Genomic DNA, 14,452 nt, shown 5'->3' on the forward strand with positions numbered 1-14,452 from the left:
TTATCGAGAGGCGGGAACCAGTTGTGACAATCGCCACGACCGATGAACAGCGGGCGGTCCAGGAATCGATAGAGGCCTGGGCTCGCTCGGCCACGCCGATGGACATGGTACGCCGTGGACCAGCAGTTTCGTGGCGGGAGAAATGGTCCGAGTTCGCGTCTCTCGGGATATTTTCGGTCGCCGTTCCCGAAGCGGTAGGCGGAGCCGGGGCCGAAATCGTCGATCTCGCAGCAATGCTCGAGCAGGCGGCAATCGAACTCGTGCCGGGTCCTGTTCTCACGACTGCACTCGCAGCTCTGGTGGTGGGGCGTAGTTCGTCGCCCGCTGCCAAGCGATGGTCCGAAACGCTCGCCGACGGTGCGCTGCCGTGTGCCGTCGTATTGGACGAAAGTCCAGTTGCGGCAACGGCGAATGCGTCCGGCGGCATCGAGCTTCATGGCGAAGGAGGTTACGCCTGGGGCGGCGATTCGGGCGTATCGGTACTCGTGTCGGCGGGCGTCGTGTCCGAAGACGAAGGCTCGCGTGTCGTCTGGGCCCTCGTCGACGGAGACAGCGAAGGCGTGACCTACGAAGCGGTCGACACGATCGACAAGTCGCGACCACTGGCGCGAGTCTCCTTCGATCGAGTGACGGTCGACGCCGACCGAATCCTCGATGACATTGCGCCAGGATCGGTTTCCGACCTAGCGGCGGTACTGGGGGCAGCCGAAGCTGCCGGAATCGCGGCGTGGAGCCTGCGTACTGCGGTGGAGTACGCGAAGATTCGCGAACAATTCGGAAAGCCCATCGGCTCGTTCCAGGCGATCAAACATATCTGCGCCGAAATGCTGTGTCGCGTAGAGAATGCCGGAGCCGTCGCCTGGGATGGTGCGGTCGCTGCCGAGTCGGGCGACGAACTTCCGATCGCCGCAGCAGTGGCCGCCGCGGTGTCGCTGGATGCCGCTGTCGACACGGCAAAGGACTGCATTCAAGTGCTCGGCGGCATCGGATTCACCTGGGAGCACGAGGCGCACTTCTACCTTCGTCGAGCACTGTCGCTCCGGCAGATTCTGGGCGGATCGTCTCATTGGCGCGCGCGCGTCGCGGAATTGACGATCGGCGGCGCACGGCGTCATCTTCAGATCGACTTGAGCGAGCTCGAATCCGACCGGTCCGAAATTCGCGAAGAGGTAGCGCAATTGGTGGCGCTGCCCGAATCCGAGCAGCGCAACGCGTTGGCCGAATCGGGCTACCTTGCACCGCACTGGCCCAAGCCGTACGGCCGGGGCGCCAAGGCTGCGCAACAGATTTTGATCGAAGAAGAGTTGGCGGCCGTCGGTATCGGCCGACCTGATCTGGTGATCGGCTGGTGGGCAGTGCCGACCATCCTCGAGCACGGCAGTGCGGAGCAGATCGAAAGATTTGCGACTCCGACGCTCAAGGGCGAGATCACCTGGTGCCAGCTCTTCAGCGAACCCGGCGCAGGTTCCGATCTTGCCGCACTGCGCACGACCGCGGAAAAGGTCGACGGCGGTTGGAAGCTGAACGGCCAGAAAGTCTGGACTTCGCTTGCGCGTGAAGCTGACTGGGCCATCTGCCTCGCCAGGACCGATCGCGAGGTTCCCAAGCACAAGGGCATCACGTACTTCCTTCTCGACATGAAGACGGCCGGGATTCGGATCTCGCCGCTGCGCGAGATCACCGGAGATGCCCTGTTCAACGAAGTCTTCCTCGACGACGTCTTCGTCCCGGACGAGTGCGTCGTCGGCCAGCTCGGTGGAGGCTGGAAACTGGCCCGAACGACCCTCGCCAACGAGCGAGTCGCGATGAGCGGTGGCTCTTCGCTCGGCGGTGCGATGGAGGAATTGCTCGAGCTGGCCGGCGACCCCGATCCTGTGGTGGCAGACAAGCTCGGTGGGCTGATCGGAACCGCCATGGTGGGCTCACTGCTGGAATTGCGCACGACACTGCGGCAATTGGACGGTCAGGATCCGGGTCCGGCGTCGAGCGTCCGCAAGCTGGTGGGCGTGCGCCAGCGTCAGAATGTCGCGGAGTTCGCCATGGAATTGGGTGGTACTGCCGGGTGGGTGGAGGGCCCGCTTTCGCGTGAGTTCCTCAACACGCGATGCCTGTCGATTGCCGGCGGAACCACGCAGATTCTGTTGACCGTCGCCGCGGAGAGAATTCTGGGCCTGCCCCGTGATTAGACGGCGTGAGTAGAGGCCTTTAGAAATGTCCACGTTGGTGATACAACTAGAACACGTTCTACATCAGAGACAGGATTGCCAGCGTGGACTTCACTCCCGATGAAACCCAGGAAGCGGTAGCCGAGGTGGCTACCGCGCTCCTTGCCCGCGAACTGGAGCCGGACGCGCTCTGGGCGGCATTCGCCGATGCCGACCTGCTCACGTTGGCCCTGCCCGAGCGTCTGGGCGGCGAGGGACTCTCCGTCGCCGACGTCGGTTCCCTCCTCGTCGAGGTCGGCCGGGCCGCCGCTCCAATTCCGGCTCTCGCAACCCTCGGCTTCGGTGTACTCCCCATAGTCGCTCTGGGGACCGACGCTCAACAGGACGAATTGCTCACCGGAGTCGGCGCCGGACGGGTGTTCACCGCGGCGCTCGGTGAGCCGGGTCAGCAGTTCCCGGCACAGCCGTCGACCACCGCGCATCAGTCGGGCGACTGGTATCGCGTCAGCGGGACGGTGCTTGCCGTTCCCTTCGCGGCGAGCGCACACAGAATTCTTGTGCCCACCGACGCCGGAGTCGTTCTCGTCGATCCGACCGCCGCCGGCGTCGCATTGACGCCGACTCCCAGTGCGTCCGGCAGTCCGGAGTTCGCAGTCACCATGGACGAGGCAGTCGGTGAACTTCTCGGTGCCGGCGAGGAAGCCGTCCAGACGCTGTACCGGATCGCCACGGCAAGCATCGGAGCCGTTGCAGACGGTTTGGTGTCCGGTGCCGTCGATCTCACTGCGGCGCATGTCGGCTCGCGTGAGCAATTCGGTAAGCCGCTCGCCACGTTCCAGGCAGTCTCACAACAGATAGCCGACGCGTACGTCACCTCCCGGACCCTTCATGTCGCGGCGTTGTCGGCGTCCTGGCGCGTGTCGGAGGGCCTGGACGCCCAGTCGGACCTCGACGTCATGGCGTACTGGATCGCCCAAGAAGTGCCTGCCATGATGCAGGTGCTTCACCACCTGCACGGTGGTCTGGGCGTCGACGTCACGTATCCACTTCATCGTTACTACTCGACTGCAAAAGACCTGGCACGCCTGCTCGGCGGTGCTTCGCAGCGACTCGACCTCGTGGGGGCCCGGTGTTCATCGATCTGACCGACAGTCAGCGCGCATTGCAAGCTGAACTTCGACGCTACTTCTCGACGCTGATCTCGCCCGAAGAGGCCAAGATCATGCGCGTGGAGCGGCATGGCCCTACCTATCGCGAGGTCATCCGTCGTATGGGCAAGGACGGCTGGCTCGGCGTCGGCTGGCCGGTGGAGTTCGGCGGACGTGGGTTCGGTGAAGTCGAGCAGCAGATTTTTGTCAACGAGGCTGTGCGGGCGGATGTCCCACTGCCTTCGGTGACTTTGCAGACCGTCGGTCCGACCCTGCAGAAGTACGGCAGCGAGGAGCAGAAGCAGAAATTCCTGCCCGCGATCCTCGCCGGTGAAGTGCACTTCGCGATCGGCTACACCGAACCGGAAGCCGGCACCGACCTTGCAGCACTGCGCACTTCGGCGGCACGAAATGGTGACGAGTACGTCGTCAACGGCCAGAAGATTTTCACCACCGGCGGGCATGACGCCGATTACGTGTGGCTCGCCGTGCGGACAGGGTCTGCCGATTCAAGGCACCGCGGCATCTCCATCCTGATCATGGACACCAAAGATCCCGGCTACACCTGGACCCCGATCATCACCTGCGACGGTGCGCATCACGTCAACGCCACCTACTACGAGGACGTTCGCGTTCCGGCGAACATGCTTGTGGGTGAGGAGAATCAGGGCTGGCGCTTGATCACGACGCAGCTCAACCACGAACGCGTCATGCTCGGTCCGGCAGGTCGTGTCGCAGGGATTTACGACCACGTCTTCGATTGGGCCAAGCGTGAAAACCTGCTTGATCACGTTGACGTACGGCGCGCGCTCGGCGAAATTCATGCGACGTACCGCCTCAATGAGCTGCTCAACTGGCAAGTGGCGTCGAGTGATTCGGATTCGGTGGATATCGCCGACGCTTCGGCAACCAAAGTGTTTGCGACCGAGCGTATCCAGCGGGTCGGTCGACTGGCGGAAGAGATCGTCGGGCGGTACGGAAATCCGATCGATCCCGAAACTGCTGATCTCATGGAGTGGTTGGACATGCAGATCAAGCGCAACCTGGTGATCACCTTCGGCGGTGGAGTCAACGAGGTGATGCGCGAACTGATTGCGACCGCCGGCCTGAAGCTTCCTCGCGTTCCGAGATAGGAAACAAATCGTGTCAGATCCCATTCTCACTGCTGCCGAGCGGGTTCGAGAGGACGGGCCAAGCGCTCCTCGCGCCGGCCGGGACCCCGTGAACCTGCCGATGATCCGCAACTGGGTCGAGGCGATCGGTGACGAGAACCCGATCTACGTCGACGAATCGGCTGCCCGCGCCGCCGGACACGACGGAATAGTCGCACCGCCGGCGATGGCGCAGGTATGGACGATGCGCGGTCTGGGGGCAATTCGAGAAGCCGACGATCCGTTGGGCCGGATGACGGACATCCTCGACGAGGCCGGATTCACGTCCGTCGTCGCGACCAACTGCGATCAGATCTACCACCGCTACTTGAAGCCGGGTGAAGAAGTCACCATCTCCTCGGTGTTGGAAGACGTTGTGGGACCCAAGAAGACAGGTCTTGGTGAAGGATGGTTCTTCACTACTCGCAGCTTCTGGCGGGTCGGCGAAGAACTGGTCTCGGAGATGATGTTCCGGATCTTGAAGTTCGCGCCGCCAGTCAGCGAGAGTTCCTCCACTGACTTGCCTGCGGACCTGGACGCATCTCGAATGCTGCGTCCGACAGCATCCCTCGACACGCAGTTCTTCTGGGACGGTGTCGCCGCACACGAGTTACGTATTCAACTGCGTGCGGACGGGTCGGTACAGCACCCGCCGGTGCCCGCGATCTGGAAAGACAAGTCGGAGCAGACCGACTACGTGGTCGCGTCAGGTCGGGGAACGGTCTTCAGCTTTGTCGTTCACCACGCCCCCAAGGTTCCTGGTCGGTCGTTGCCGTTCGTCGTGGCCCTGGTCGAACTGCCCGAGGGTGTGCGGATGCTCGGCGAATTGCGCGGTATCGATCCGTCGAGTGTGTCGATCGGAATGGAGGTGGAGGCGATCTACCTCGACTTTCCCGGAGACGACGAGACCGGGGGAACTCCCTGGACTTTGTACGCCTGGCAGCCGGTTGGGGCTTCTGCGGTTTCTGCGGTGAAGGAGTGACGATGACTTCGACGACGGATATCACTGTGGGAGAGGTTCTTCCGCAGCTTTCGATTTACGGCGACCCGACGTTTGTGGTCTCGGCGGCGCTCGCTACCCGCGATTTTCAAGATGTTCACCACGACCGCGATCTCGCACAGAAACGCGGCTCGAAAGACATTTTCGTCAACATCCTCACCGACACCGGCTTGGTGCAGCGATTCGTGACCGATTGGGCCGGACCGCGGGCTGTACTCACGTCGATCAAACTCCGCCTCGGAGTCCCCTGGTACGCCTACGACACCTTGACGCTCTCCGGAACGGTGACCTCCTACGACGAGGATCTCGTGTCGCTCGCGGTGGTCGGCAAAAACAGCCTGGGAGATCACATCACCGCACAGGTCACACTGGCATTTCCGGCGTCGGGCTCGAATGGAGACATTGAAAACGGAGACATTGAATGAGCGTATTGTCCGGCAAGGCAGCGATCGTCGGAATCGGAGCCACGGATTTCTCGAAGGACTCCGGTCGCAGTGAACTGCGACTGGCCGCCGAGGCTGTTCAAGCCGCGTTGGACGACGCCGGTCTGACACCCGCCGACGTCGACGGTCTTACCTCGTTCACCATGGACACCAACACTGAAGTGGCAGTAGCTCGTTCGGTGGGGATTCCGAACCTCAAGTTCTTCAGCCGCATTCACTACGGAGGCGGTGCCGCTGCGGCGACGATTCAGCAGGCCGCCATGGCTGTTGCCACCGGCGTCGCAGACGTCGTCGTCGCTTACCGCGCGTTCAACGAGCGATCGGGTGCCCGTTTCGGGCAGGTGAACTCCGGCCTTGTGGCGCAGGTCAATTCGTCGGGCACGGATAACGCTTTTTCCTATCCTCACGGATTGGGTACTCCTGCATCGTTTGTCGCGATGGTCGCGCAGCGATACATGCACGTATACGGAGCGTCCAGCGAGGACTTCGGTCGAATCGCCGTCGCCGACCGTAAGCATGCAGCCACCAATCCGAAGGCGTTCTTCTACGGAAAACCGATTACCCTCGAGGACCATCAGAACTCGCGATTCATCGCTGAACCTTTGCATCTCCTCGATTGCTGCCAGGAATCCGACGGCGGCATCGCGATCGTCGTCACCTCGGCAGAACGAGCCAAAGATCTGAAGAACACCCCCGCCGTTATCGCTGCCGCCGCACAGGGCAGCGGGGCAGATCAATACATCATGACCAGCTATTACCGCGACGGTTTGACCGGCCTACCGGAGATGGGCCTTGTCGGCGATCAGCTCTGGTCACAAAGTGGGCTGCGCCCGTCGGACATGCAGACGGCGATCTTCTACGACCACTTCACGCCCTATGTTCTGATGCAGCTCGAGGAACTCGGTTTCTGTGGCAGGGGAGAGGCAAAGGACTTCATCGCCGGTGGCGCAATCGAACTCGGCGGCAAGCTTCCGATCAACACCCATGGTGGACAGCTCGGCGAGGCATACATTCACGGGATGAACGGTATCGCCGAGGGTGTTCGGCAGATCCGCGGTACTTCGGTCAACCAGGTCGACTCCGTCGAGAATGTACTGGTGACTGCGGGAACGGGCGTTCCGACATCGGGGCTTGTGCTGACTCGCTGATTATCGTGGGCACAGCTTCATCAAGCGTCACGGCCGGTTGGCACCGCATCGAGGTCTCCTTCGATGCGGTGCTCGGTCCGTGTTCTGTTGTCGCCAAAGAGGTTTGACCTCTCAGGTTTTGAAGGTGGTGTTCGCCGGCCTCGGGTGCTGCTGCGGGTCGATCGAGGGTGGCGGGATGAACCAGGGTTTGTTGTCGGCGCCTATTCGGATTTCCCATTTGCCGACGAACCCTGATTTCCGGTGCATCAGTCGGTGATGTGAACGGCACAGCAGGACCAGGTTGTTCATCACCGTCGGGCCGCCGTTCGCCCAGTGCTTAATGTGGTGCGCATCGGTCCAGGCGGGTACGCACGTGCAGCCGGGGAAGGCGCAGCCTTTGTCCCGGGCGATCAACGCCACTCGCTGTTCGGCGGTGACCAATCGTTTACCTGGTTGCGCATCCAAGGGCGCGCCGTGATCATCGAGCAGCACCGTGGACAGGAAACAATCGCACCCAAGGAGTCTGGTCTGCGACACCGAGAGCGGCCCCAGCCACGGCATGTGCCCGACATCAAGATCCGACACAGCCACTCCACCACCATCGGGCGAGGGTGTGGCGGCGCAGTCTCGATACTCCACCAAATCACGGGCGTTGATGTTCACATGCGGACGCTGACCACCATCGGTACCAGTCTTGGCGCAATCGAGATAACGCCGGATCAGTTCGGTGAACCCGTCCGCCGTGCGTTTCGCCGCCGACCGGGCATCCGGCGTCCCATCCGGTGCCGGGGTCGGCATCGTCAGATTCGACAACGCCGACAACAGCATTTCACCGGTCAGGGCATCGAAATCGCCGCGCACCACCACTCGACCGTTCAATGTCGAGGCGATCCGCAACTCGTTGAGATCGACATCCTCGGCGGGCGGGATCTCATCCGATTCGAACAACCGCTCCAAGGTCGCGATCACGTTCCGCACTTTCGTCGTCGTCGCTTCCACACCCGACGCAGCCGCCAACAACAAATCGATGCACTTCGGTAGCGCCTCCTCCGGCATCCCCTTCGGCGGTGACTCACAGAACGCCACGATCAACACGGCATGATCGAACGAGCAATCCCCGCCATCGAACCGAGCCGCCACCGCCGGAAACGGCCGCAAAGCTGCACCCAACGCGGCGATCTTTTTCCCGTCCCGAACCTGCAACATGGTGTTCGCCGCCAACCACGAACCGACCCCGCGGCTGGCGATCACCTGATCATCCGGGCGCATCGAGAGTTCGTCGACCACTGCCACCCGCACAGCCTCGAGACGAAGAATCTCCGCGCTCGCCGACACCGCAGCCGCACGTAACTCAGCAGCCGACAACTGCCACAGACGTCCGCGTAACCCCACCGCAGAACCCGAAACCACGTCCGACAACAAGACACTCATTGAATCCCCCGATCCCCTCCCCAAATCATACTCGAACATGCGTTCGAGTCAAGAGGTGCTTTTGGGCTCGCTCTAGGATCGCTGGATGTTCACGTTGACTACGGAACGCCTTGTTCTTCGAGATTTCACTGCCGCGGATGAAGGTGCCGTCCATCAGTACGCGTCTGACCCTGCCGTCTGTAGATATGTTGATTGGGGGCCGAACACCCCTGCGGTGACCAGGGCGTTCCTGGCTGACGCTGCACTAGAAGCTGCGCTCGTCGAACGTCGCACGTTCACCCTGGCCATTACGTCGAAGGCCGATGGAACGGTCATCGGTTCGGTAGCTGTGTGGGAAGTATCCGCCGCGCACCGGCGGGCGGAACTCGGTTTTGTCGTGAACCCGAAGTTCCAAGGGCGAGGCTATGCGTCGGAGGCGGGGCGCGCGGTTCTGGAATTCGCCTTTGCTCGCTTCGGAGCGCAGCGAGTGCAGGCAACGTGTCGTCCGGAGAATTCGGCGTCGGCGTCGGTGCTCACCAAAATCGGAATGGAGGAGGAGGGGCGAATGAGGGCACACATGGTGATCCGGGGGACCGCGGTGGATTCGCTGCTTTTTGCTGCAACACGACCCGCCGCCGTACAGCCAGAGATCACGTCAGCTCACTTCGCGTGACCTTCCCGGGCCCTGGTGCGATACTCGAACCATGTTCGAGGATGCCTTGCTCATCGACGCGGCCGGCCAGCCCACTATGCAGCATCACCAGGCCTTTTCTCGGGACTGGGACCGCATCAAAGAGTGGTCCGACAACATCTACATGCCGTATACGGTCACGCCGATCGGAAGTCGGTTGAAGCCGGCTTCGGACATGTACTCCGCGGCAGTCGGCAAGATCGACGTCACCAGATTCTGTTACGGGATTCCGGTCTCCGTCGGTGAATGTTCGCCTGAGGCCGGAAACATTCTGGTTCTGACGACTATCAGAGGCAACGGTCGACATGCCCTCGGCGGAGGAACTGCGGTGAATACTGCCGTGGGGGAGACCTTTGTCGCCGACTGTAGCCGGACCGACTACTTCGTCGAATTCGACGAAGATCACCTGCAGCTGAATCTCACTGTGCCGCATCAGCTTGTCGCCGATCACGCCATGCAATGGTTCGGGTCGGTTCCCGACGACCGTCTGTGGCGGCACAAGTGCACCATCGGCGGGCGGGGCTCGAGTTGGCTGGCATTGATGGACTACGTCGTTCGCGCAATTGCAGAGTCGCCTGAGGCGATGTCGAGCGAAAGGCTGGGTGCCAGGGTTCAAGAACTCATCGCGGCTCAGCTTCTCGACGAGTGGGCGACGCAGGCCGGGCTGCAACTCGGCGTCGACGTCGCCTCCGCCGAACCTGCCTACGTGCGATCGGCAGAGGAGTACATCGATACGTTTGCTCGCTCGGTGCCGACGGCATCGGAGATCGCGGCTGCGGTGGGTGTCAGTGTCCGGGCGCTCACTGCGGGATTTCGACGGTACCGAGACACCACACCGGGGCAACGATTGCGCGCGCGTCGGTTGGAGGGTGTACGCGGCGAACTGTTGCGTTCCGACGGGAGAACCGTCTCCGAAATCGCCAACGCCTGGGGCTACGTCAATCTGGGTATGTTTGCGGCCACATACCGGAAACGGTTCGGAGAGTTGCCTTCCGAGACCCGGAATCGACTCTGAGGACAGTTGTTTGAACGGTCATGACGATCGTTTTACGCACTCGATGAACTGCCGTGATCCGTTGTTTCGTGTCGGAGCGTTCTGCAAGGATTGAAATCGAACGTGACAGCAATCCCACGAGCTAGGAGTACGTCATGGCAACTCGACTCAATCCGTACATCAGCTTCAACGGCAATGCCCGTGAGGCGTTGGAGTTCTACAAAGAAATCTTTGGTGGCACGCTGGCGCTGAGCACGTTCGGTGAGTTCGGCAATCCCGGTGAAGGCGGCGACAAGATCATGCACGGAATGCTCGAAACCGATCAGGGATACACCCTGATGGGTGCCGACACTCCGCCCGGCATGCCGTACAACCCCGGCGACAACATCACGGTCAGCCTCAGCGGCGACGACGGCGATGTGCTGCGCGGGTACTGGGAGCAGTTGTCGGGAACGGGAACGGTGAGCGTTCCACTCGAGAAGCAGATGTGGGGCGACGAATTCGGCGCCTGTACAGACAAATTCGGCATTTCCTGGCTGGTGAATATCGGAGCGCCCCAGAGCTGACTCCAAGCTCTGCCCGGTTCTGCCGAAACGAGACAGTTTTACTGCCGTTTCGAGGCAGAACCGGGTATGTGATCGCCGTTACATTCTGTTCGACAAGACAAGTTGCAAGTCGGATGGAGAAATGCAGTGACGATCGAAGATATTGCGCGGAAGCCCCTTTCGAAGCAGCACCTCGACGACGTGCTGGCGCGAGCAACTCAGCGGGCTGACCGAGTCCCGGGTGTCGTCGCGATGATCACGGATCGAGAAGGCAACATCTACGAGGGTGCAGCCGGTGAGCGGGCTCTCGGTCACGGCGAACCGATGACCCTCGATACAACCTTTGCGCTCTTCTCCACCACCAAGGCGATCACCGGTACCGCTGTCCTGCAATGTGTGGAGGAGGGATTGCTCGATCTCGATGCACCTGCAGCGACCTATGTTCCCGACATCGGTGAGCTGAAGGTCCTGGACGGTTTCGACGCCGGCGGAAACCCCGTTCTTCGGGAACCCAAGCGTGACATCACCACTCGCATGCTGCTCCTTCACACTGCAGGGTTCGGCTACGACTTCTTCAACGAGTCGTACAACCGGCTCTCGCAGGAACATGGGCAGCCCAGCGTGATCACGTGTAGCAAAGCGGCGCTCACGACACCGCTGCTCTTCGACCCGGGTGAGAAGTGGGAGTACGGCACCAACATCGACTGGGCCGGACAGGTCGTCGAGTCGATTCGAGGTCATCGACTCGGCGATGTCATGCGTGAGCGCATCTTCGAACCTCTCGAGATGGCCGATACGGCATTCACGATGAGCCCGTCGATGAAGGATCGACTTGCGCCGATCCATCAGCGTGAGAGCGACGGAAGCCTCACTCCGCTCATCGGATTCGAGCTTCCGGCCGAACCCGAGGTGCACATGGGTGGTCACGGTTTGCACGGCACTGTCGGCGACTACATGAAGTTCATTCGTATGTGGCTCAACGACGGCGCGGGCACATCCGGTCGCGTGTTGTCGCCGGAGACGGTAGCTGCAGCCGTTCAGAACGGGCTCGAAGGCCAGCACGTGGGGTTGTTGCCCGGAGTTCTCCCGACGCTGTCCAACGATGCGGAATTCTTCCCCGGTGTACCCAAGGGATGGGCATACTCCTTCATGACAAATGAAGAGGTGGCACCCACCGGTAGGCCGGCCGGATCGCTGGCTTGGGCGGGTCTTGCCAACCTCTATTACTGGATCGACCGGCAGACCGGCGTCGGCGGGTTCTGGGCAACGCAGATTCTGCCGTTCGCGGACCCTGGATCCATCAACGGATACCTGGAATTCGAGACCGCCGTTTACCAGTAACCGGCTGGATTCCCGCTGTCCGGGATCGACTGTTTCTTTCGGGCGGGTTCGGAGTACGCATGCAGTACAGCGCATGCTGGCATACGACGAACTAGGAGACGGCATGAACAGCCTCGAAGGCAGCTTCGAAGGAAAAGTTGCACTGATCACCGGCGCCGCACGCGGTCAGGGGCGCGCCCACGCTGTCGCATTCGCGGAGCGTGGCGCGGACATCGTGATCTGCGACCGGTGCGAGAACAGTGATGTCGTCGCCTACCCCCTCGCAACCGAGGAGGACCTGAAGGAAACTGTTCGGTTGGTGGAAGCCACCGGTCGTCGGTGCATTGCCGTCAAGGCGGATACGGCTGATCGCGACGCAATGGACGCGCTCGTTGCCCGCGCTGAAGCCGAGTTCGGCCGTGTCGATATCGCCGTCGCGAATGCCGGTGTGTCCGTGCCCGCTCCGATCACGTCGATGACGTCGGCACAGTGGAACGAAGTCATCTCGTCGAACCTGACCGGTGTGTTCAACACCGTTGCGGCCGTGTCAGGTGGAATGGCGGAACGTGGTTACGGTCGCATCATCACGATTTCCTCGATGATGGGTCGATCCGGTGGCACCCAGATGGCGGCGTACGGCGCCTCCAAATGGGGCGTCATCGGTTTGACGAAGAGTGTGTCGCTCGAACTGGCCAACTCGGGTGTGACCGTGAATGCTATTGCGCCGGGGAATATCTCGACGCCGATGATTCACAACGACATGATGTACGCGATGATGCGGCCTGACCTCGAATCGCCGACGGCAGACGACGTCGAACCCGTGTACGCGACTCTGCATGCGCAGCCGGTCGGTTGGCTGGATCCCTTCGAGATCACGCGAGTAGTCCTGTTCCTCGCCGCCGACGCGAGTGCCCACATGAGTGGCATCGTGGTTCCTGTCGACGCCGGAGTAGCCGCTCGCTCGAACGCTTGACGGACAAGACTGTTCGCGCGAAAGCGCGGACCGGGTGGGTCGTCGGCGTCCTGAGTCTGAGCGGTGTGGTGGTCGCGCTGCAACAGACCTTGGTGGTGCCGGTCCTGCCTGCGTTCGCGACGGCATCGGGAGTATCGTCCTCCACCGCTTCCTGGCTGGTGACCTCGACGTTGCTGACCGGTGCCGTCGCGACCCCTCTCATCGGCAGACTCGCCGACATGTTCGGCAAGCGCGCGATGATGCTCGTCTGTCTTGCCGTGATGATCGTCGGCTGCATGGTTGCGGCGCTCAGCCAGAGTTTCTGGTTACTGATCCTCGGGCGCTCTTTGCAGGGGTTCGCGACGGCACTTCTGCCCGTCGGAATCAGCATCATGCGCGATGTCCTTCCTCCGGAAAAGCTCAGTGGTGCAGTAGCTCTCATGAGTGCGACGTTGGGGATCGGTGGCATGTTCGGTATGCCGATGGCTGGGGTGATCTCGGCGCACTGGGGACTACCCGCGCTTTTCTGGGTCACCGGTGGGTTCGGGGTAGTACTGATAGTCGTCTTGCCGCTGGTGGTGCCGGAATCGGCTGTGAAGAGTCGCGGACGCTTCGACTTTCTGGGGGCCACGGTCCTCACACTCGCTATGACTGCACTGCTGCTGGCCGTTTCGAAAGGAACCGAATGGGGCTGGGCAAGCCCCGAGGTTCTGGTTCTGATCGCGTCCGGCGTGGTCTTGCTCTGTGGATGGATTCCGTGGGAACTGCACACGCCGGCACCGCTGGTCGATCTGCGGACTTCCCTTCTCGCTCCGATTCTGGTTTCGAACGTCTGCGCAGTATTACTCGGTTTTGCCATGTTCATCAGCGCCTTGGCGGCAACGCAGGAACTTCAGTTGCCCCTGGCGTCGGCGGACGGTCTCGGACTCTCGGCTGCCGAAGCCGGATTGGCGATGATGCCGGGCGGAGTTCTGATGATCGGATTGGCGCCGGTGTCGTCGAAGGTGACGAGGCGATGGGGAGCGAAGGCCACGTTGGCCTCAGGAGCGATCGTCATCGCAATTGGATACGTCTTGCGTGTGCTGTTGACGCCGACGCTGGTCAATATCGTGATCGGCGCTGCCGTGGTGTCCGCCGGTGTTGCATTTTCCCTGGCGGCCATGCCGACTCTGATCACCGAATCTGCGCCGATCCATCAGACTGCCTCGGCCAACGGATTCAACAGCCTGCTCCGTTCGGTCGGTACCTCCACCGGAAGCGCCGTTGCGGCAGCGGTATTGGCCAGTTCAACGGTGGTGATCGGTGCGAGCGCTGTGCCGACCCTGCATTCGTTCGCGGTTTTGTACTGGATCGGAGCGGGCGTATCAGCACTGGCCGCCGCTGTGACATTGGCAGTGAAGGTGGAGCGGACGCGGGCGGTATCGCTGCCCGAGTTACCAATTGCAGCTCAAACCGATGGCGCAACGAAGATCGGGTGAGTCGACGGACTCACCCGATCTTCGTCAC

13 protein-coding genes are annotated in these 14,452 nt (G+C 61.7%); 12 read left to right on the forward strand and 1 reads right to left on the reverse strand.

The features are described 5' to 3' along the window. The first annotated feature begins 23 nt into the window (after positions 1-23). The 6 genes from G9U53_RS08915 (at position 24) to G9U53_RS08940 (ending at position 7,055) form a co-directional block, all read left to right on the forward strand. Entirely contained in the window at positions 24-2,186 is a 2,163-nt protein-coding gene (locus G9U53_RS08915) for an acyl-CoA dehydrogenase (protein WP_064075133.1), read from the forward strand. Positions 2,187-2,269: 83 nt separating this feature from the next. Beyond that, positions 2,270-3,310, forward strand: a complete 1,041-nt coding sequence (locus G9U53_RS08920; protein WP_165638597.1) for an acyl-CoA dehydrogenase family protein — start codon at positions 2,270-2,272, stop codon at positions 3,308-3,310. Further along, a complete protein-coding gene (locus G9U53_RS08925; RefSeq protein WP_007734012.1) occupies positions 3,295-4,446 on the forward strand; it encodes an acyl-CoA dehydrogenase family protein in 1,152 nt (383 codons plus the stop codon). Before G9U53_RS08920 ends, G9U53_RS08925 begins: the two co-directional genes overlap by 16 nt. A gap of 7 nt (positions 4,447-4,453) precedes the next feature. Next, a complete protein-coding gene (locus tag G9U53_RS08930) occupies positions 4,454-5,446 on the forward strand; it encodes a bifunctional MaoC family dehydratase N-terminal/OB-fold nucleic acid binding domain-containing protein (RefSeq protein WP_064688625.1) in 993 nt (330 codons plus the stop codon). 2 nt (positions 5,447-5,448) lie between these two features. Next, positions 5,449-5,889, forward strand: coding sequence for a MaoC family dehydratase (locus G9U53_RS08935; protein WP_007734018.1), 441 nt, complete (start codon positions 5,449-5,451; stop codon positions 5,887-5,889). Next, positions 5,886-7,055 carry a lipid-transfer protein gene (locus G9U53_RS08940; RefSeq protein WP_081557335.1) on the forward strand — a complete coding sequence of 390 codons (1,170 nt, stop codon included), beginning with the start codon at positions 5,886-5,888 and terminating at the stop codon, positions 7,053-7,055. The genes G9U53_RS08935 and G9U53_RS08940 overlap by 4 nt, the downstream gene beginning before the upstream one ends. Positions 7,056-7,166: 111 nt before the next feature. Here the strand turns inward: G9U53_RS08940 and G9U53_RS08945 are convergent, their stop codons facing one another. After that, positions 7,167-8,465 (reverse strand): HNH endonuclease signature motif containing protein, encoded by a 1,299-nt coding sequence (locus G9U53_RS08945; RefSeq protein WP_165638598.1) that lies wholly within the window; start codon positions 8,463-8,465, stop codon positions 7,167-7,169. Between the two features lie 85 nt (positions 8,466-8,550). On the opposite strand from G9U53_RS08945, the gene G9U53_RS08950 reads away from it, so the two are divergent. The 6 genes from G9U53_RS08950 (at position 8,551) to G9U53_RS08975 (ending at position 14,424) form a co-directional block, all read left to right on the forward strand. Beyond that, entirely contained in the window at positions 8,551-9,117 is a 567-nt protein-coding gene (locus G9U53_RS08950; protein WP_050655865.1) for a GNAT family protein, read from the forward strand. Between the two features lie 31 nt (positions 9,118-9,148). Further along, positions 9,149-10,150: a helix-turn-helix domain-containing protein gene (locus G9U53_RS08955; RefSeq protein ID WP_050655866.1), complete on the forward strand. Its 1,002-nt coding sequence runs from the start codon at positions 9,149-9,151 to the stop codon at positions 10,148-10,150. A gap of 134 nt (positions 10,151-10,284) precedes the next feature. Then, the gene (locus tag G9U53_RS08960; RefSeq protein WP_047269632.1) at positions 10,285-10,695 is read left to right on the forward strand and encodes a VOC family protein; all 411 of its coding nucleotides are present in this window, start codon (positions 10,285-10,287) and stop codon (positions 10,693-10,695) included. Between the two features lie 180 nt (positions 10,696-10,875). Then, the gene (locus tag G9U53_RS08965; RefSeq protein WP_180279557.1) at positions 10,876-12,015 is read left to right on the forward strand and encodes a serine hydrolase domain-containing protein; all 1,140 of its coding nucleotides are present in this window, start codon (positions 10,876-10,878) and stop codon (positions 12,013-12,015) included. A gap of 103 nt (positions 12,016-12,118) precedes the next feature. Beyond that, positions 12,119-12,967 carry a mycofactocin-coupled SDR family oxidoreductase gene (locus G9U53_RS08970; protein WP_142006466.1) on the forward strand — a complete coding sequence of 283 codons (849 nt, stop codon included), beginning with the start codon at positions 12,119-12,121 and terminating at the stop codon, positions 12,965-12,967. Further along, positions 12,964-14,424: an MFS transporter gene (locus G9U53_RS08975; protein ID WP_165638599.1), complete on the forward strand. Its 1,461-nt coding sequence runs from the start codon at positions 12,964-12,966 to the stop codon at positions 14,422-14,424. Before G9U53_RS08970 ends, G9U53_RS08975 begins: the two co-directional genes overlap by 4 nt. The last annotated feature ends 28 nt before the right edge of the window (positions 14,425-14,452 follow it).

The organism is Rhodococcus sp. D-46, from assembly GCF_011290655.1.
Taxonomy (GTDB): Bacteria; Actinomycetota; Actinomycetes; order Mycobacteriales; family Mycobacteriaceae; genus Rhodococcus_F; species Rhodococcus_F qingshengii.

What these genes read in the sequence shown, in the direction of transcription:
- G9U53_RS08935 (WP_007734018.1), top strand. Translation starts at nt 5,449, where the DNA reads ATGACTTCGACGACGGATATCACTGTGGGAGAGGTTCTTCCGCAGCTT.
- G9U53_RS08940 (WP_081557335.1), top strand. Translation starts at nt 5,886, where the DNA reads ATGAGCGTATTGTCCGGCAAGGCAGCGATCGTCGGAATCGGAGCCACG.
- G9U53_RS08945 (WP_165638598.1), bottom strand. Translation starts at nt 8,465, where the DNA reads ATGAGTGTCTTGTTGTCGGACGTGGTTTCGGGTTCTGCGGTGGGGTTA.
- G9U53_RS08950 (WP_050655865.1), top strand. Translation starts at nt 8,551, where the DNA reads ATGTTCACGTTGACTACGGAACGCCTTGTTCTTCGAGATTTCACTGCC.
- G9U53_RS08955 (WP_050655866.1), top strand. Translation starts at nt 9,149, where the DNA reads ATGTTCGAGGATGCCTTGCTCATCGACGCGGCCGGCCAGCCCACTATG.
- G9U53_RS08960 (WP_047269632.1), top strand. Translation starts at nt 10,285, where the DNA reads ATGGCAACTCGACTCAATCCGTACATCAGCTTCAACGGCAATGCCCGT.
- G9U53_RS08970 (WP_142006466.1), top strand. Translation starts at nt 12,119, where the DNA reads ATGAACAGCCTCGAAGGCAGCTTCGAAGGAAAAGTTGCACTGATCACC.